The 17,198-nt window shown below is 68.1% G+C and carries 16 protein-coding genes; 8 read left to right on the top strand and 8 right to left on the bottom strand.

Translation table 11 applies throughout. The annotated features are described in order from the left end of the window. The first annotated feature begins 50 nt into the window (after window positions 1-50). From ACE3SG_RS13690 to ACE3SG_RS13680, 3 genes are all read left to right on the top strand, one after another. Window positions 51-968, top strand: coding sequence for a LysR family transcriptional regulator (locus ACE3SG_RS13690; RefSeq protein WP_374565740.1), 918 nt, complete (start codon window positions 51-53; stop codon window positions 966-968). Between the two features lie 62 nt (window positions 969-1,030). Beyond that, the gene (gene pnuC, locus ACE3SG_RS13685; RefSeq protein ID WP_374565738.1) at window positions 1,031-1,600 is read left to right on the top strand and encodes a nicotinamide riboside transporter PnuC; all 570 of its coding nucleotides are present in this window, start codon (window positions 1,031-1,033) and stop codon (window positions 1,598-1,600) included. Next, window positions 1,597-2,646, top strand: coding sequence for an AAA family ATPase (locus ACE3SG_RS13680; RefSeq protein ID WP_374565736.1), 1,050 nt, complete (start codon window positions 1,597-1,599; stop codon window positions 2,644-2,646). The genes pnuC and ACE3SG_RS13680 overlap by 4 nt, the downstream gene beginning before the upstream one ends. Window positions 2,647-2,648: 2 nt before the next feature. Here ACE3SG_RS13680 and ACE3SG_RS13675 read toward each other — a convergent pair whose 3' ends face one another. Further along, complete coding sequence (locus tag ACE3SG_RS13675) at window positions 2,649-3,554, bottom strand: ADP-ribosylglycohydrolase family protein (protein ID WP_374565734.1); 906 nt, start codon at window positions 3,552-3,554, stop codon at window positions 2,649-2,651. After that, window positions 3,547-4,224, bottom strand: coding sequence for an NUDIX domain-containing protein (locus ACE3SG_RS13670; RefSeq protein WP_374565732.1), 678 nt, complete (start codon window positions 4,222-4,224; stop codon window positions 3,547-3,549). Before ACE3SG_RS13670 ends, ACE3SG_RS13675 begins: the two co-directional genes overlap by 8 nt. 165 nt (window positions 4,225-4,389) lie before the next feature. Here ACE3SG_RS13670 and ACE3SG_RS13665 point away from each other — a divergent pair, with 165 nt between their 5' ends. Genes ACE3SG_RS13665 through ACE3SG_RS13650 form a run of 4 tightly spaced genes read left to right on the top strand, consistent with a single transcriptional unit; the run spans window position 4,390 to window position 9,277 of the window. Continuing rightward, window positions 4,390-5,259: a cysteine hydrolase gene (locus ACE3SG_RS13665; protein ID WP_374565730.1), complete on the top strand. Its 870-nt coding sequence runs from the start codon at window positions 4,390-4,392 to the stop codon at window positions 5,257-5,259. Between the two features lie 28 nt (window positions 5,260-5,287). Beyond that, complete coding sequence (gene pncB, locus ACE3SG_RS13660; protein ID WP_374565728.1) at window positions 5,288-6,475, top strand: nicotinate phosphoribosyltransferase; 1,188 nt, start codon at window positions 5,288-5,290, stop codon at window positions 6,473-6,475. A gap of 9 nt (window positions 6,476-6,484) precedes the next feature. Further along, complete coding sequence (locus ACE3SG_RS13655) at window positions 6,485-8,182, top strand: NAD+ synthase (RefSeq protein ID WP_374565727.1); 1,698 nt, start codon at window positions 6,485-6,487, stop codon at window positions 8,180-8,182. 21 nt (window positions 8,183-8,203) lie between these two features. Then, window positions 8,204-9,277 carry a bifunctional nicotinamide-nucleotide adenylyltransferase/Nudix hydroxylase gene (locus ACE3SG_RS13650; protein ID WP_374565725.1) on the top strand — a complete coding sequence of 358 codons (1,074 nt, stop codon included), beginning with the start codon at window positions 8,204-8,206 and terminating at the stop codon, window positions 9,275-9,277. Between the two features lie 63 nt (window positions 9,278-9,340). Here ACE3SG_RS13650 and fusA read toward each other — a convergent pair whose 3' ends face one another. From fusA to ACE3SG_RS13630, 4 genes are all read right to left on the bottom strand, one after another. After that, window positions 9,341-11,368: an elongation factor G gene (fusA, locus tag ACE3SG_RS13645; protein WP_374565723.1), complete on the bottom strand. Its 2,028-nt coding sequence runs from the start codon at window positions 11,366-11,368 to the stop codon at window positions 9,341-9,343. Window positions 11,369-11,769: 401 nt separating this feature from the next. Beyond that, a complete protein-coding gene (locus ACE3SG_RS13640; RefSeq protein ID WP_374565721.1) occupies window positions 11,770-12,330 on the bottom strand; it encodes an NADAR family protein in 561 nt (186 codons plus the stop codon). A 3-nt stretch (window positions 12,331-12,333) separates the two neighbouring features. After that, complete coding sequence (locus ACE3SG_RS13635) at window positions 12,334-12,945, bottom strand: DUF4291 domain-containing protein (RefSeq protein ID WP_374565719.1); 612 nt, start codon at window positions 12,943-12,945, stop codon at window positions 12,334-12,336. Beyond that, window positions 12,942-13,523: an RNA 2'-phosphotransferase gene (locus ACE3SG_RS13630; protein ID WP_374565717.1), complete on the bottom strand. Its 582-nt coding sequence runs from the start codon at window positions 13,521-13,523 to the stop codon at window positions 12,942-12,944. The genes ACE3SG_RS13635 and ACE3SG_RS13630 overlap by 4 nt, the downstream gene beginning before the upstream one ends. 168 nt (window positions 13,524-13,691) lie before the next feature. On the opposite strand from ACE3SG_RS13630, the gene ACE3SG_RS13625 reads away from it, so the two are divergent. Further along, window positions 13,692-14,429 carry an NUDIX domain-containing protein gene (locus tag ACE3SG_RS13625; protein ID WP_374565716.1) on the top strand — a complete coding sequence of 246 codons (738 nt, stop codon included), beginning with the start codon at window positions 13,692-13,694 and terminating at the stop codon, window positions 14,427-14,429. A gap of 17 nt (window positions 14,430-14,446) precedes the next feature. Here ACE3SG_RS13625 and ACE3SG_RS13620 read toward each other — a convergent pair whose 3' ends face one another. Together ACE3SG_RS13620 and imuA are read right to left on the bottom strand one after the other, a co-directional pair. After that, complete coding sequence (locus ACE3SG_RS13620) at window positions 14,447-15,994, bottom strand: DNA polymerase Y family protein (protein ID WP_374565714.1); 1,548 nt, start codon at window positions 15,992-15,994, stop codon at window positions 14,447-14,449. Window positions 15,995-16,197: 203 nt separating this feature from the next. Continuing rightward, window positions 16,198-17,175, bottom strand: a complete 978-nt coding sequence (imuA, locus tag ACE3SG_RS13615; RefSeq protein WP_374565712.1) for a translesion DNA synthesis-associated protein ImuA — start codon at window positions 17,173-17,175, stop codon at window positions 16,198-16,200. Between the last annotated feature and the right edge of the window lie 23 nt (window positions 17,176-17,198).

Below are 17,198 nucleotides of genomic sequence, written 5' to 3'. Positions count from 1 at the left end.
TATGAAAGCAATAGAATTTCAACAATCGTTGCGCCTGAGGAATCATCGACATGGACCTGCCCGACCTGCGCCTGTTCCTCAGCGCCACCCGGCACCACAACCTGAATGCCGCGGCGAACGAGCTGAACCTCACCGCGTCGGCCGTCTCGCGCGGCATCCGCCGGCTCGAAGATTCGCTGCGCACGCCCTTGTTCGACCGCGTCGGCAAATCGCTCGTGCTCAACGCCGCCGGCCAACGCCTGCAGCAGCGGGCGATCAGCCTGCTCGACATGGCCGAGGCCACCCGCGCCGAGTTCGAGGGCTCGGCCTTCAAGGTGCATTGCCGTATCGCCGCCCCCGCCGTGCTGCAGTGGCGCTGGGGCGGCGCGCTGGCGCAGGCGCTGGAGGCCGCACAGGGCGGCAGCAGCATGGTGTTTCGCCTGGCGTTCGAAGACGAGGCTGTCGCCGCCGTGGCGCGCGGCGAGGCCGACCTGGCGCTGGTCACACAAGAGGCGCTGGTCAACGGCCCGCAGCGCCACCTGGCCGAGGGGCTGGTGGCCGAGCCGCTGGGCACGATGGCCATGCAGCTGGCCGCCGGCCCGACCCACCCGCTGGTGGCCGGCGCGTCGGGCAAGACCGGCCCGCGCACCGTGTCGACCCAGCAGGTGCTGCAGCACGAGTTCGCGGCGCCGTCGCGCTCGATGTTCTGCGGCGTCGGCCGCGGCCCACGGTCAGACGGCTGGCGCGACGACCAGCTGCCGCGCCGCATCCGCTACTGGATCGACGACCTGCAGTTGCTGGTGCAGTTCGTCGCCGAGGGCCGCGCACTGGCCTACCTCCCCGACTTCGCGATCGAGGCTGCCGGCCTGCGCCGGCTGCGTGTGCGCGACTGCCAGTACACCTGCGAAGAATCGGCCTCGCTGCTGTGGCGCCCGACCGAAGCCGCCGGCTGGCAGCTGCGCATGGTGGACCAGCTGCGCAAGCGCTGACCCAGCGGCCGCCCCCCTCTTACACTGGCCCCACCAAGCTGACGGAACACGAGAACAAACGGATGACGCCGCTGGAAGTGCTGGCCAACGTGATGGTCACCCTGTCGATCGTGCTGGCCGGCCGCAACAGCATCCACACCTGGTGGACGGGCATCGTCGGCTGCGGGTTGTTCGTGCTGGTGTTCGGCCAGGCCAAGCTGTATGCCGACGTGACGCTGCAGGGCTTCTTCATCGCCAGCAGCATCGTCGGCTGGTGGCGCTGGCGCGGTAGCCGCCATGTCGCCCCGGCCGCGGTGACCCGCGCAACACCGGGCGGCGTGGCGCTGGCGGCCGCCATCGGCGGTGGCGCGGCGCTGGCCTACGGCGCGTTGCTGCACCACTTCACCGACGCCTACGCGCCCTACGTCGATTCGGCGGTGCTGAGCTTCAGCGTCGTCGGCCAATGGCTGATGATGCAGCGGCGTGTCGAATCGTGGCCGTTCTGGGTGCTGGTCAACATCGTCGCGGTGCCGCTGTACGCCAGCCGCGAGCTGTACGTCACATCCGTGCTGTACGCGGTCTACCTGGTCAACGCGCTGGTGTCGTGGCGCCATTGGTGGCGCCTGTCGCAGGCCACGCCCACCACAGCGTGAGCACGCGCTTTCGCCGCGGCCTGGTGGTCGGCAAGTTCTCGCCGCTGCACCGGGGCCATGAGTGGCTGATCGAGACCGCGCGCGCCGCCTGCGGCGAGCTGTTGGTGCTGAGCTACAGCCAGCCCGAGTTCGACCGCTGCGACGCCGCCGCCCGCGAACGATGGCTGCAGGCGCGCTGCCCCGGCGTGAAGCGGTGGGTGCTCGACGATGCACGTCTCGCGCGGCTGTGCGCGCAGCGCAGCGTCGAGCCGCGCCACCTGCCGCCGAACGACGCGCCCGATGAGGTGCAGCGCCGTTTCGTCGGCAGCCTGCTGCTCGACCTGCTGGGCACCACCGTCGACGCGGTGTTCACCAGCGAGTCCTACGGCGACGGCTTCGCCGCATCGCTGACCGCACAGTTCCGCGCCATCAACCCCGGCCACGCGCCGGTCGTTCACGTCTGCGTCGACGCGGCGCGCACGACCCGCCCTGTCAGCGGCTCGGCCGTGCGCGCAGCCCCCGCCGCCTGGCGCGCGATGGTCGCGCCCGAGGTCTACGCCGACCTGGTGCCGCGCCTGTGCCTGCTTGGCGGCGAATCGTCCGGCAAGACAACGCTCGCGCAGGCGCTGGCCGAGCGGCTCGGCACCACCTGGGTGCCCGAGTACGGCCGCGAGCGCTGGGAACAAGTCGGCGGTGTGCTGTCGGTCGACGAGCTGGTGCACGTGGCCCAGGTCCAGGTGCAGCGCGAAATCGACGCCGCGCCAACCGCCCACGGCTGGCTGGTCTGCGACACCTCGCCGCTGACGACGCTGCAATACTGCCTGCTCGACCACGGCGCGGCCCCTGCCGAACTGCAGCAACTGGCCCGGCGCCCCTACGACCTGGCCGTGCTGTGCGATGGCGACTTCGGCTTCGTGCAGGACGGCACACGGCGCGACGACGCGTTTCGTGCGGAGCAACAGGCCCGCACTGCCGAGGCGCTGCAAAAGCTACGTGCCAACTACGTCACCGTTCGCGGCGGTGTCGAAGAACGCATCGAGCAGGTGCTGGCCGCTCTGCACGCTTGAGGTCAGCTGCGCCGCAGCGCCAACGCCATCTGCTCGATCTCGTCGCCACGGTGCAGCGTCATGCGCCACGCGGGCGGAATGCCGCCACGCCCGTAGAACGCGCCGGCCAGCTGGCCAACGATCGCCCCCGTGGTGTCTGCATCGTCACCCAGGTTGACCGCGGCCAATACGGCAGCGTCGAACGACGTCGTCTGGTTGAAACACCAAGCAGCGGCCTCCAGCGACTCGACCGCGTAGCCCGATCCACGAATCTGATCGACATGCTTGGTCTTCCACTCGCCCGCGGCCTGCGCTGACACCGCAGCAGTCGGCCAGGGCCCTTCGACAGCCGTCAACACCTCATGCTTCGGCAAACCATTCAAAGCACGGGACAACCACGTCGCCAACAGGCGACAGCAAGCGACCGCTTCGGGCGCCGCATGCGTCGTGCGCGAGCTGTCTTCGGCATACCGCAATTGGTCTGCCTCATTCGGATGAAAGAACAGCACCACAGGAGCCAAACGCATCAGCGAGCCGTTGCCCGCCGACTCAGGGTGCGTCGAGCCAGCGAACGGATTCCCGTCAGTCAAATAGCTGGCCAGCGCCGCCCGCACCGTCATGCCGATGTCGAAGCAATGTCCCGTAGAACTGAGATAGCCCCATTCCCACCAGTTGGCATAGCGAGTCATCTGGTCGACGGCATTGAAGCCACCCTTGGAGCACAAGCTCTCAGCCAAGCACAGCGCCATCGACGTGTCGTCCGTCCAATAGCCCGGCCGTAGGCCGAACGGCCCGCCGCCCACCATGCCAGAGACTGGCGCAAACGAGCCACGCGGGCTGAACTCGACCGTCGTGCCCACGGCATCGCCGCAGGCCAGCCCCAGCAGGCAACCGGCAAAGCGGTCTTCGAGCGTCACGGTGTCAGACATTGAACCCCCGATCCAGCAGCGACAAGGCGTGGCGGAATTCGCGGCGCAGGCGGTAGAGCTGGGCCGGGCGGTGCGCGCCGCCGCTGGTCTGCGCGCCGGGGATGGCTTCGAGCATGCCCAGCGCGTCCATCTTGCGGCGAAAGCTGACCTTGTTGACCGGCTCGCCGAGCACGGCCTCGTAGACAGCCTGCAGTTGCGGCAACGTGAAGGCCTCGCCGCACAGGTAGACCGGCAGCGACGAGTACTGGCTCTTGCTGCGCACGCGCTGCACCGCCGCGTCGACGATGCGGCCGTGGTCGAACGGCAAGGCCGGCAGCTTGGCAACCGGGCGCAGTTGGCGCTCGACCCCGTCGACCACCAGCACATCGGCCGGCAGCAGCGCGTAGTACGCGATCGAGATGCTCCAGCCGCGCGGGTCGCGGCCGGGGCCCGAGAAGGTGGCCAGCTGTTCCAGATAGGGGCTGACAATGCCCGCCTTGTCGTGCAACACGCGCGCAGCGGCGTCTTCGGCGCTCTGGTCTTCCTGCGCATGCAGGTAGCCGCCGGGCAGGGCCAGCGAGCCATCGAAAGGCTCGCGGTCGCGCTTGAGCAGCAGCACGTGCAGCGCGTCGTCCAGCAGCGTCAGCAAGGCGATGTCGACGGTGCAGATGATGGCGGGAAACTCGGCCATGGTGAACAGCGAGTGTTTGGATACTCCGGCGACAAACAGGCACCGAATCTGGAATCAGCAGGCGCTCATGCTAATGGAAACTTCTTCACAACACCCACTCCCTTGTTAGTTGCATAGATGTACTAACAGAACTACACTGGCCCCACTGCGAACCCAGGAGCCTTCATGAGCACCCGCACCCAGCTGTTGATCATCGACCCGCAAAACGATTTCTGCGACCTGCCCGAGGCCTATCGCCCGATCGGCCCGCTGACCCATGCGCGCCAAGCCCCGGCCCTGCCCGTGGCCGGCGCCCATGCCGACATGCAGCGCCTGGCCAGCTTCGTCGACCGCGCCCGCAGCGCGCTCGACCAGATCTGCATCACCCTCGATTCGCACCACCGCATCGACATCGCCCACCCCGGCTTCTGGCGCACCGGCGACGGCCAGCCGGTCAACCCGTTCACCAGCATCACCGCAGCGCAGGTGCGCGCCGGCGCCTTCAGCCCGCGCGACCCCGCCGCCCTGCCCCGCACGCTGGCCTACCTGGACGAGCTGGACGCCCGCGGCCGCTACACGCTGATGGTGTGGCCCGTGCACTGCGAGATCGGCACCTGGGGCCACAACGTGCACGCCGACCTGAAGGCGGCCCTGTCGACCTGGGAAGACGACAACCTCACCATCGTGCAAACGGTGAACAAGGGCGAGAACCCATGGACCGAGCACTACAGCGCGATGCAGGCCGAGGTGCCAGACGCCGACGACCCGCACACTCAGCTGAACGAAACGCTGATCCGCCAGCTGGACCAGGCCGAGCTGCTGTTGATCGGCGGTGAAGCCAGCAGCCACTGCGTGAGGGCCACCACCGAGCACATCGTGGCCCACCTGCCCAGCGGCAACACACACAAGGTGGTTTTGCTCACCGATGCGATGAGCCCGGTGGGCGGTTTCGAGGCGCAGCACGCGGCGTTTCTGGCCGACATGCAGGCGCGCGGAGTTCGGCTGATGCGCTGCGAAGAAGCGCTGGCCCTGCTCGGCCAAACGAGCGACGCCTGACCCCGAGAACAACGACCGGACCCTCACCATGGCCCCCGTGATCACAAGCCTGCTCGACACCGACCTCTACAAGTTCACGATGTGGCAGACGATGCTGCATCGGCACCCGCAGACGCAAGCCGAATACACCTTCGTCTGTCGCAACACCCCGGCCTACCCGCTGGCCGAGTTGCTGGCCGACGTGGAGCGCGAACTCGACCACCTGTGCGGCCTGAGCTTCGCGCCGGCAGAGCTGGCCTACATCGGCAGCCTGCGCTTCATCAAGCCCGATTTCGTCGACTTCCTGCGCATCTTTCGCTTCCAGCGCAGCTTCATCGAGGCCAAGGCCGACGGTGAGCGCCTGAGCATCATCGCCAGCGGCCCGCAGGTCCACGTGATGGGCTTCGAGATCTATGTGCTGGCGATCGTCAACGAGCTGTACTTCCGCCGCCTGGCCCAGCCCGGCACGCTGGCCGAAGGCCGCCGCCGGTTGGCCGAGAAGATCGATCTGCTGCGTGCCTTCGGCAGCGAGCCGCCACGCCGCCACCCGTTCGAGTTCTTCGACTTCGGCCTGCGCCGGCGCTTTTCGGGCGACTGGCAGCGCGAGGTGGTGGCCACCTTCAAGCGCGACCTGCCCCAGTACTTCAAAGGCACGTCGAACGTGCTGCTGGCGCGCGACCTCGGCCTGGTGCCGATCGGCACGATGGCACACGAGTACCTGCAGACCTACCAGGCGCTGGGCGTGCGGCTGCGTGACCACCAGAAGGCCGCGCTGGAGGACTGGGTGCAAGAGTACCGCGGCGACCTCGGCGTGGCGCTGACCGACGTGGTCGGCATGGATGCCTTTCTCGCCGATTTCGACCTCTACTTCGCCAAGCTGTTCGACGGCCTGCGCCACGACTCGGGCGACCCGTTCGTCTGGGGCGAAAAAGCGCTGGCCCACTACGCCAAGCTGCGCATCGACGCGAACACCAAGCGGCTGGTGTTCTCCGACGGGCTCGACGTGCCGCGTGCGCTGGCGCTGCACCGCCACTTCGCCGACCGCACCCAACTCGGCTTCGGAATCGGCACCAATCTCAGCAACGATGTCGGCCTGACGCCGCTGAACATCGTGATGAAGCTGACGCACTGCAACGGCCAGCCGGTGGCCAAGTTGTCGGACAGCCCCGGCAAGACGCTGTGCGACGACCAGACCTTCCTCGCCTACCTGCGCCAGGTGTTCAACGTTCCTGCTTGAAAGACCGCCATGCTCACCCTGACCCTGGCCCAGCTCAACTTCACCGTCGGCGACGTGGCCGGCAACGTGCAGAAGATGATCGCGGCCGCCCACCGCGCACGCGACGATGGCTCGTCGCTGGTCGTCTTTCCCGAACTGTCGCTGACCGGCTACTACCCCGGCGACCTTCTCGAAGAACCCACCTTTCTCGACCGCATCGACGCCGGCCTGGCCGAGCTGCGCAGTGCGTCGCGCCAGCTGCCGCAACTGCACTGGGTGGTGGGCGCGCCGTTGCGCCGCGAAGGCCCGGGCAAGCGGCTGGAGAATTCGCTGATCGTGCTGCACGCCGGCGAGGTGGTGCTGCGTTATGCAAAGCAACTGCTGCCCACCTACAACATCTTCGACGAGCGCCGCCACTTCGAGCCGGGGCCGGACGTGGCCAAGGTGCTGCGCGTCGGCCATGCGCAGGTCGGCCTGCTGATCTGCGAAGACGGCTGGAACGACGAAGGCGCCGACTACCGCGTGAACCCGTTCGAGCGCATGCGCGACGCGGCGCCCGACCTGGTGATCTCGATCAATGCCAGCCCGTCGAACATCGGCAAACGCGAGCAGCGGCACCAGGTGTTCGGCGACGCCAGCAAGCGCCACGGCTTGCCCATCCTCTACGTCAACCAGATCGGCGGCCACGACCAGCTGGTCTACGACGGCGCATCGTTCGCGGTCGAGCCCGATGCCGGCGTGGTGTTCGAAGCCGAGCGTTTTGTTGAAGACCTGCGCACGCTGCGCTTCGACAACGGCCGCTTCCTGACACTCAATGGCGACGCCCCGCCGCCGGTGTCGCGCGACGGGCTGCCGATGATGGCGTTCTACCAGGCGCAGATCGTGTTGGGCTTGAAGGACTATGCACGGCGCTGCGGCTTCCACCAGGCGGTCGTCGGCTCGTCGGGCGGCATCGACAGCGCGCTGACGCTGGCGCTCGCCGTGCAGGCGCTCGGGCCGCAGAACGTGATGGCGGTGACGATGCCGTCGCGCTTTTCTTCCGCCGGCTCGGTGGACGACTCGGTCACGCTGTGCCGCAACCTCGGCATCGAGCTCGCCACGCACCCGATCGCCGACCTGGTGGCCGGCTACGGCGCGCAGTTTGCGCAAAGCTTCGGCCGGCCGCTCGAAGGCCTGCCGCTCGAGAACCTGCAGGCCCGCGTGCGCGGCACGATCCTGATGGAGTACTCGAACAGCTTTGGCCACCTGCTGCTGACCACGGGCAACAAGTCGGAGATCTCGGTCGGCTACTGCACCCTCTACGGCGACACCAACGGCGGCCTCGGCCTGCTCGGCGACCTGTACAAGACCGAGGTCTTCGCGCTGTCTCGCCACATCAACGAAGCCGCCGGCCGCGAGCTGATCCCCAGCGCCATCATCGACAAGGAGCCTTCCGCCGAGCTGGCGCCTGGGCAACGCGATGTCGACAGCCTGCCGCCCTACCCGGTGCTCGACGAGATCCTGAAGCTGCTGATCGAAGGCAATCGCCTGGCCGCATGGGAATATGCCGAGGCCACCGCATTCGTCGATGGCTTGCAGGCGGCCGACGAAGGCCGCGCGCTGGTCGAGCGGATCCGCCAGATGATTGCCCGCAACGAGTACAAACGCCGCCAGGCACCGCCGATCATCCGCGTTCGGGCCCGTGCCTTTGGCACCGGCCGGCAGATGCCGATCGCGGCCAAGTACTGACACGCAAACACGAACAACACCATGCGCACGCCACCACCCGCCGTTGCCCCCACCCTGCGCGCCGCCGTCTGCATCGGCCGCTTCCAGCCCTTTCATGCCGGCCACCTGGCGCTGCTGAGGCACGCGCTGGAAAAAGCGCCGCGCTGCGTCGTCGTGCTGGGCTCGTCGTTCCAGGCGCGCACGCCGAAAAACCCGTTCAGCTGGCAAGAGCGCGCTGAGATGATCCGCCTCAGCCTGCCAGAGCAAGACCAGGAGCGCGTCCAGTTCCTGCCGTTGCGCGACTGGTACGACGAGGCGCGCTGGACGGTGGCGGTGCGCGAGGGTGTCGAGGCGCTGTGCCCACCGGCCTCCGGCACCGGAGACATCGCGCTGGTCGGCCACTTCAAGGACGCAACGAGTAACTACCTGCGCAACTTCCCGGGCTGGCGCATGTTCAGCGTGGAGCGACTGCACCCTGCCGATGCCACGTCACTGCGCGATGCGTTCTTCGCGTCGACCCGCGAAGACATGCCGGGCACACTGGCCGCGCTGGTCGACCAGGTGTCGCCGGCGGTGCGCGCCTTCTTGCAAGGTTGGAGCGCCCTGCCGGCCTTCAGCGCACTGTGCGAAGAATGGCAGATGCTGCGCGACTACCGCGCTGCTTGGTCCACTGCGCCCTACCCGCCGGTGTTCGTCACTGTCGACGCCGTGCTGCACTGTTCCGGTCACGTGTTGCTGATCCGCCGCGGCCAGGCGCCCGGCAAGGGCTTGTTCGCGATGCCCGGCGGCTTCATCGAGCAGCGCGAAACAGCCTACCAATCCGCGTTGCGCGAATTGCACGAGGAAACCGCGCTGAACCTGCTGCCCGAGTCGATGCGCCAATCGCTGCGCGCGACACAAGCCTTCGATCACCCGGATCGCAGCCAACGCGGCCGCACGATCACCCACGCGCACTACTTCGACTTCGGCGACCGCGAACTGCCCGAGGTGCGCGCCGGCGACGACGCCGCCAGCGTGCAATGGGTGCCGATCGACCAGCTGCTGAGCCTCGAAGACCAGTTCATGGACGACCACTTCCACATCCTGGACCACTTCCTGGGGCTGACGAACGCCTGAAGCCGCGCGTGAAGTAAAAAGGGGCGCAGCCCTTTCGGACTGCGCCCCTGCGTGGCCTGGTGGTCAGGCCAGTTGTGCCACGGCACCGGCCGGCGCCGTGGCATGGTGATGCAGCTGCATCGAGAACTGCGCCCGGCCCGATGACAGTGCGCGCAGGCTGCCGATGTAGCCGAACATCTCTCTCAGCGGCACATGGGCCTCGACCACCGCGGCGTTGCCGCGTTGGCCTTGGCCACGCACATGGCCGCGGCGTCGGTTCAGGTCGCCGATCACGTCGCCCAGATAGTCCTGCGGCGTGATCACCTCGACGGCCATCACCGGCTCCAACACCTCGGGCGACGCCAGCGCCGCCGCCTCGCGGAAGGCCGCCGCCGCCGCCAGCTCGAAAGCCAGCGTCGACGAGTCGCGCTCGTGGTGGCTGCCATCCAGCAAGGTCGCGACGAAGTCGACGACCGGATAGCCGGCCACCACGCCCACCTGCGCTGCGCGGCGAACACCCGCCTCGACCGCCGGGATGAACTCGCGCGGGATCGCGCCGCCCACCACCTGGTTCTCGAAGCGGATGCCTTCGCCGCGCGGCAACGGCGCCACGCGCAAGTGCACGTCGGCAAACTGCCCCGGCCCGCCCGACTGCTTCTTGTGCACGTGGCGAACCTCGGTCGTAGCCGTGATCGTCTCCCGGTAGGCGACCTGCGGGCGGCCGACCACCACGTCCACGTGGTGACGCGAACGCAGGTTCTCAACCGCCACCTCGAGCTGCAACTCGCCCATGCCCGAAAGAATCGTCTGCCCTGATTCAGCGTCATGCCGAATGTGCAGGCTCGGATCCTCGCGCAGCATGGACTGCAGCGCCTTCGAAAGGCCCTGGCTGTCCACCTGGTGGCGCGGCTCGATCGACACGTCGATCACCGGCTCGGGCACTTTGATCTCTTCCAGATGAACCGGATGAGCACGGTCGCACAGGGTGTGACCGGTCAAGGTGTCCTTCAGCCCGACGATCGCGGCGATGTCGCCCGCCATCAGCTCGTCTCGCTCGATGTGGTCGCCTGCATGCACCTCGTACAGCCGCGTCGCCCGTTCGCTGCGACCGGTGTTCGCGTTGAACACAATGTCGCCGCGCTTCAGGCGTCCGCGGTAGACCCGCACGAAGGTCTTCGCACCATGATCGTCGCTGACCAGCTTGAACGCCAGCGCCGCGAACGGGCCCGTCGGGTCCGACTCGGGTTGGCCTTCGAAACCGGCCGCTTCGCCGGGGCGCGGCAGATAGTCCACGACCGCATCCAGCAAGGGCTCGACACCGCGGTTGCGGAAAGCCGAGCCCGCCAGCACCGGCACGAGCGCACTCTTCAGCGCACCCGCACGGATGCAGCGCCGCAAGGTCGCCACGTCGATCGCTTCGCCGTTCAGGTAGGCTGCCAGCGCCGCGTCGTCGTGCTCGACGGCCTCCTCGACCAACCGGGCCCGGTGTGCCGCCGCCAGCGCCGCCATCTCTGGCGGCACGTCGTCTTCACGATAGGGCTCGGTCGCATCGTCGCGGTCCCACCGCAGCGCGCGCATCGTCAGCAAATCCACCACGCCGCGAAAGCCCGCTTCTTCGCCGATCGGCAATTGCAGCGGCAGCGCGCGCACGCCCAGGCGCTCTTCCATCATCGCGACAACGCGAAGGAAGTCGGCCCCGACACGGTCGAGCTTGTTGACGAACGCGATGCGCGGCACACGGTAGTTGTCAGCCAGGCGCCAGTTCGTTTCGGTCTGCGGCTCCACGCCGGCAACGCCGTCGAACACGACGACCGCACCGTCGAGCACGCGCAACGAGCGGTTGACCTCGATGTTGAAGTCGATGTGCCCGGGCGTGTCGATCAGGTTGATCTGCGTGCCCTTCCAGTGCACGGTGATCGCCGCGCTGTTGATCGTGATGCCGCGCTTACGCTCCTGTGGATCGAAGTCCGTCACGGTGTTGCCGCTGTCGACATTGCCGATGCGGTGGCTCTCGCCCGTGTAGAACAGGATGCGTTCGGTGGTCGTGGTCTTGCCTGCGTCCACGTGGGCAATGACGCCGATGTTGCGCAGGTTTCTGAATGTCGAGTTCATAGCGATTCTTTTCTCGTCGGCGGCACGGTTCATGGTGTGCGCACCGCCGCCAGGTTGGCAAGGCCAGCCCTGGCAAGAATCGCCGGGGCTAGCGCAAAAGTTGTTGGTTGCGGCCGAAGCACGGGCGCAGCAAGAGGCTCACGCTTCGGCGAGTGCGAATCGTGGCAATCAGCTTGTCGTAGGTGCGCATGGTTGAACTCTGAGAAAAACAAAACCCCGGGAGGCGATGGCCTGGCCGGGGTTGTTTGTCCCGGAAGGCACACAGCCTTCCGAACGCGAGCGAAAGGCGTGTCAGGTGGCGAAAGTCGCCTTGATCGCTGCGGTGTTCTTCATGATGTCGACATTGTCCTCGCGCATGAAAGCGCCGACAAGCGGTGGGGTCATCGGCTGTGGGGTCGATGTCACGCCGCGAGGAGTTCGGCGCGCACCTGCATCAGCGCAAACCCAAGCAGATTCAACCCTCGCCATTGCGAGGGGTTGTTGGCACGCTCGTCATCGGCTGCCAGGCCAATGCCCCAGATTGCGTCGACCGGACTCGCCTCGACCAGCACCTTGTCGCCAGTCTGGCAGAGATAGCTCGCCATGGCCTCGTTCTGCTGAAACTTGGCGCGGTTGGCTCGCACGACGATGTCAAAGCGGTGCCGCAACCACACGGCTTCTTCGAAGCCTTTGACCTTTCGCCCCGCCGCCTTCGCGGCGCCGGGATTCGGCGCCGACAGCACTTTCGCCAGCGCCGCCTCGTCGCCGAACAGCCGCGCCTTCTCCGCCATCATGAAGTGCTCGGCCGTGGCATAGCGGTAGCCTTCAAGATCGAACGGCGCCTCGAACCATTGGCTGAAGCAACTGGCGGAAACCTGACCATTCTTTTGTGGCCGATGTCCCCAGAAGTGCAGATAGCGGAACGCTTCGCCAGCCTCGCGACGCAAGCGCAGTTCGTCCAGATTTTTCGGAAGTGTCTTCATTCGTCAGCCCCTTCGTTCCGGGACATAGATGGATTCGAGTGGTGTCATCAGCGCCGCGGGATCGCTCTGGGGATTCGGCCGTTGTGCGTCAACGAAGGACGACATGTCGATGACCTCCAGCAACTCTTCGTGGGCGAATCGGGCCAAGGTATCGCCTCGCAGGCCCAACTGCACTGCCCGGCGTGGCAGAGGGGCGCCGTCCGGCGCGTGGTCAGGGTCCCATTGCAGGCGAACGTCGGACTCGGCGACCGCTTGCTGCCAGGTGGTGCGATCGGCGTATCGCTGCGTGTCGTGACTGGACGGAACGGCCTTCGCCAGAATCTCGTCGAAGAACGCACGGCGCAACCGCAACCCCAGCGTGACCTCCTGGCCCGGCTTGGTGCCCCATCCGGACCGGTACATCATCCAGAGGAAGTTGGGCTTGATCCAACTCATCCGGTTCAGGCTGAAGTCCGGGCCGTCGAGCCGACCATGTCGGATCGCATAGTGCCCGATGGCCGGACGGTAGGCCTGGTAGACGACGATCGTGTCGCCATCGTGGTGCGCAAGGATGTGTTCGCCTTCGGTCGGCCAGATGGCTGCCTGCGCCAGATAGCTCGCTGTGGGCAGATTCATTGCAGAGCCTCCGCCAGGCTGAGGTACTGCGCCGGCACTGCATCCGTCAGCCACACCCCATTGGCCGATCGATGGAAGACATGCCCGTCTGCATGCATTCGCGCGGCATCGACCTTCAGCAACACGGCGTCGCCGCGGCGGGCACCAACCGCCGTGGCGGTCGAGGCGCTTTCGCTCAGGTGGACATGGTGACGGGCACGCCTGGCCAGCCCTTGCGCCAGGATCGATGGCAGGAAGCGCTTTGTCGTGCCGTGCAGCAGCACCGCGGGTGGCGCCAGTGGAGGCAGACCTAGGTCGACCGGCACTGAATGGCCCTGGTTGGCACGGATGCGGGTGCCGTCTTCGCTGAGCGCAAAGCGCTGCTTGTCGCTGCTGCGCACGATCTCTTCGAGCGCTTCGCGCGACAGCACATGGCCCGCCGCAGCGCACTTCGACAGCAGCTCGTTCACGGGCGTCCACCCCGCTTCGTCCAGCACCAGACCGATCAGGCCGGGCTGATGGCGCAGCACGAGGCTGAGGAACTTGCTGGTCGACGCCAGCCGGTTCTGGGCCGCGCTGTTCTTCTTGTTGGTATTCATCTTGTTGTTCTCCCTCTCGGAAAAGTCGTTCTTGTGTGGCAACAAGTTGCCCTGAGCAACTTATAACAAGTTGGACAATACAACTTACACTGCAAGCCGTCAAGCGACGGGGTCTCGCCCATGCCGTCTCGAGATCGCCCCAGCCACGTTCCGACTGACCTGCAAGACATGACCAGCAGACCCACGACACAGGCTAAGTCACCTGCCTCGCCCAAGTTTCCGCTGCCCTACACCACGGTCGACATCGTGATCTTCACGGTGCGCGGCGGCGTGCTCGAAGTGCTGCTGGTCAAGCGGCCAGGCGGCAGCGGCGAGCCGTTTCCCGGCCGCTGGGCGCTGCCGGGCGGCTTCGTCGACATCGATGTCGATGCGGACCTGCTCGCCTGCGCGCGACGCAAGTTGTTGGACAAGACCGGCGTGGTCAGCCCGTACCTCGAGCAGTTGGGCAGTTGGGGCGGGCGTGCGCGCGACCCGCGGGGCTGGTCGGCAACACACGTCTACTTCGCGCTCATCCCGGGGGCCGAGCTGACGCTGCGCCAAGGCGCCAACGCAGCGGACGTGGCCTGGTGGCCGGTGGAACGCGCACTGAAGACCAGGCTGGCCTTCGACCACAGCGAGATCTTTGCCGCCGCCGTGGAGCGCCTGCGCGCGAAGGTGGAATACACCTCGCTGCCGGCTTTTCTGCTGAACGAGCCATTCACGCTGCCGCAGTTGCAGCAGGTCTACGAGGTGGTGTTGGGGCGGCCGGTGGACAAGAGTGGCTTTCGCACGCGCATGCTCGCCGCCGGGTTTCTGGCCGAGGCGGGCCATGTCGAGGGCTCGTCGAACCGGCCGGCCATGGGTTACCGGCTGCTGGATCGGGCGGCCGCCGTGGTCTTCCCGCGCACCTTCAGCCCGCGCGGCTGACCGCGGGGTGGTTCGCCTTACGCGAACCGCCCATGCAGAAACCACCCCGGCTCGCCTTCGGGCGGCGCCGGGCGGACACGGTAGATCCACAGCAGCGGGCCTTCGGCCTGCTGGGCGATGAAGTAGTCGCGGCAGACGAGGTCGCCGTCCCACCAGCCGGTCTCGATGCGCTCGGGGCCGGCCAGCAGGTGCAGCGGCTGGCCCGCCAGCCAAGGGCGTGCCTGGCACTCGGGCAGCGCCTGGGGCTGGGGCAGCAGCCAGGCGGGGCGGGTCAAGCGTTGCGACGCTGTGGGGGGCGGCAGGCTCGATGCCTTGTCGCCAGCCGCCGTGAAGCTTTGGCAGGCCGTGGTGCGCTCGGGGCGGTGGTCGGCGCGCACCGCCAGGCGCTGCACCGCCTCAGCGCCAAGCCGAGCCTGCAGACGCTCGACCAGCCGCAGCAGGCCTTCGCGCTGGCCGGCCTGGCTGGGAAAGAGTTCTCCGTTGGGCGGTGGGCCGAGCACCGGCGCATCACACACCAGGCTCAGCGACAACACCGGCGCGGCGAGCGGCTCACGCGCCAAGCGCTCACGCAGCACGGCCTGCAGATGGCGTGCATCGCCGGTCGGCTCGGCGAGCGTGATGTCCAGGCGGCTGACGTGAACACCTGCCTCGCCGTGCGAGTTCGCCCGCAGCCGGCTTTCGTGGTGCAGCCACAGCTGCAGGCTTTGCACCCGCGCATGGCGCGCCTGCGCCCATGCCAGCAGGCGGGCCAGCAGCACCTGGGCACCGGCCAGCAAGGCGTCGGTGTTGTCGGCGCGAGCCCACAGCTCGGCGTGGCTGTGAAAGCACAGCGGCGGCTCGATCGGCTCCAGCGGGTCGGGCACAGTGCCCCACGCACGGTCGAGCAGCAACAGCAAGTCCGGCCCGAAACGCCGCGCCAGGCCGGCACGCGGCTGGCGGCGCAGATCACCCAGTGTGCGCAAGCCCATGGCTTCGAATTGGGCGCGGGCCGCTTCATCCGGCGCCAGCCAGGCGGCGGGCAAGGTCAACAAGCGCTGGTGCAGCGTGGCCCAGGCCGAGTCGGTAGAAGACAAAGTCGATCGGGTCAGCTGGCTTGGCGGGTTAGGCTCGTCGCCCGCGCGCGCCAGCAGCAACGCCCCCAGCGCCGTGGGCGCCTGGGCCCGCTGCAGGCGATGACCCAGCGGCGACAGCGCCTCGCTCATGCGCTGCCACAAGCGCGCCGCACCGCCAAAGCAACGCAGGCTGGCCTGCACTTCGGCCAACAAGCCGTCGGGCGGCGCCGGCACCACGGTGGGCGTAAAGGCCAACAAGGCGTGTGCCACGGCTTGCAAGGCCTGTGCGTCGCGCAACGGGTCGGCCATGCCCAGCACCAGCTCAGGCGCCAGGGCCAGCGCCGTGGCGCGCTTCATGCCCGGCGCAACGCCCCGCTCGGCCGCCGCCGCATTGACCGCCGTGATGCGGTGCTGCGCCTGCAGCGCCACGGGGTGCGCGGCCTTCTCAGGCCCCATCAAGGCGCTGAACGCTTCGAGCGACAGCGCCGGCAAATGAAACCCCACCCAAAGCATGGCGACCACCTGTGGCGCAACAACCGCACGTGCCGCGGGCTCAGCGCCTGGGGGCTTCTCGGGCGTGCCCGAGAAGCTCGTCAAATGGTGCCCGATCGAGGCGCGAAGCACCGCCACGGCTCGGGCGATGGCGAGCATTGGCAACGACGAGCGGGTGACTTTGGGCGTGATGGGTGGGCATGCGCGACGGCCTCTCAGGCTCTTCAGACCACCGGCGCGCTGGCCGGTGGGCGTGGCGGGCGAAAGCCGGGCGGCTGGACCATGGCCATGCCGGTTGCCGGGTCGTGGGGGTCTGCGCCAGGGCGCCGCGCCGGGGCCATCGGCAGGCCCGCACGGCCTGGCTGGGCCGCCATCGCCGTCTCTCCCGTCGCCACCAGCGCAGCGGCCTCGCGCTGCGGCAGCACCCGCGACCGAGCCAAGGCCCGCTGGGACAGCACCGGCGCCAACGTCAACCGCAACGACTGCGCCATCGCCGGGCCCTTGCGCTTGACGATCTGCAGTTGCAGATCGTCGGCCCCGGCGGGCTGCAGCACCAGGCGCAGCGGCGCCGGGCTGGGCTGGGCATGCGCTGCCAGCTCACGCAACAAGAACGCCGGGCCTTCATGCGACTGCGCGGCCAGTTGCATCCGGCGCAAGGCTTCGGGCCGGGCCGCGGCGCCGGGCCAGGCCAGCACGGCCCCCACCTGCCCGCTGCGCAAAGCCTGCTCGACGGCCCAACACAACTCGGCCCCCGGCACGGCGCGACGCGCCTTGCGCCCGCCGGCACCCGCGGGCTTTTGCTGCGGCGCTGGGCGCAACCGCACGATCACGCACTGCCCAGGCGGCCAACCCAGCTCGGCCAGCGCGACCGCATTCACCTCGGCCGGCGGATCGAACAGCATCACCGCGCGGCCTGAGCGGGCCAGCGGCGCCAGCATGGGCGCCAGCAACCGGATCTCGCCGACCCCCGGCTCGGGCAACAGCAACTCGGTCAGCACCCGCACCGGCCAGCCACCGCCCGGCAGCTCGACATCCAGAGCGGCAAAACCGCTCGGCAAGGCCCCCGCGTGCACCCCGCTCGCCCCCCCACCCTGCGCCCGCCACAGTCCCGGGTGCAGCCGGGTGGGCTGGGCCAGCAGCTCTGCCCGACCAGGGGCGCCCACCCCGCAAGCAGCCGCAGGCACGCCCTTTGCCGGGCCCATGGCCGGCTCGCTGCGTACGGGCC

Origin of the sequence: Ideonella sp. (assembly GCF_041914305.1) — a bacterium.
In the GTDB taxonomy this organism is placed as follows: Bacteria; Pseudomonadota; Gammaproteobacteria; order Burkholderiales; family Burkholderiaceae_C; genus Ideonella.
The sequence above is the reverse complement of the archived record's forward strand: the minus strand, read 5'-3'. Positions and strand labels throughout refer to the sequence as shown.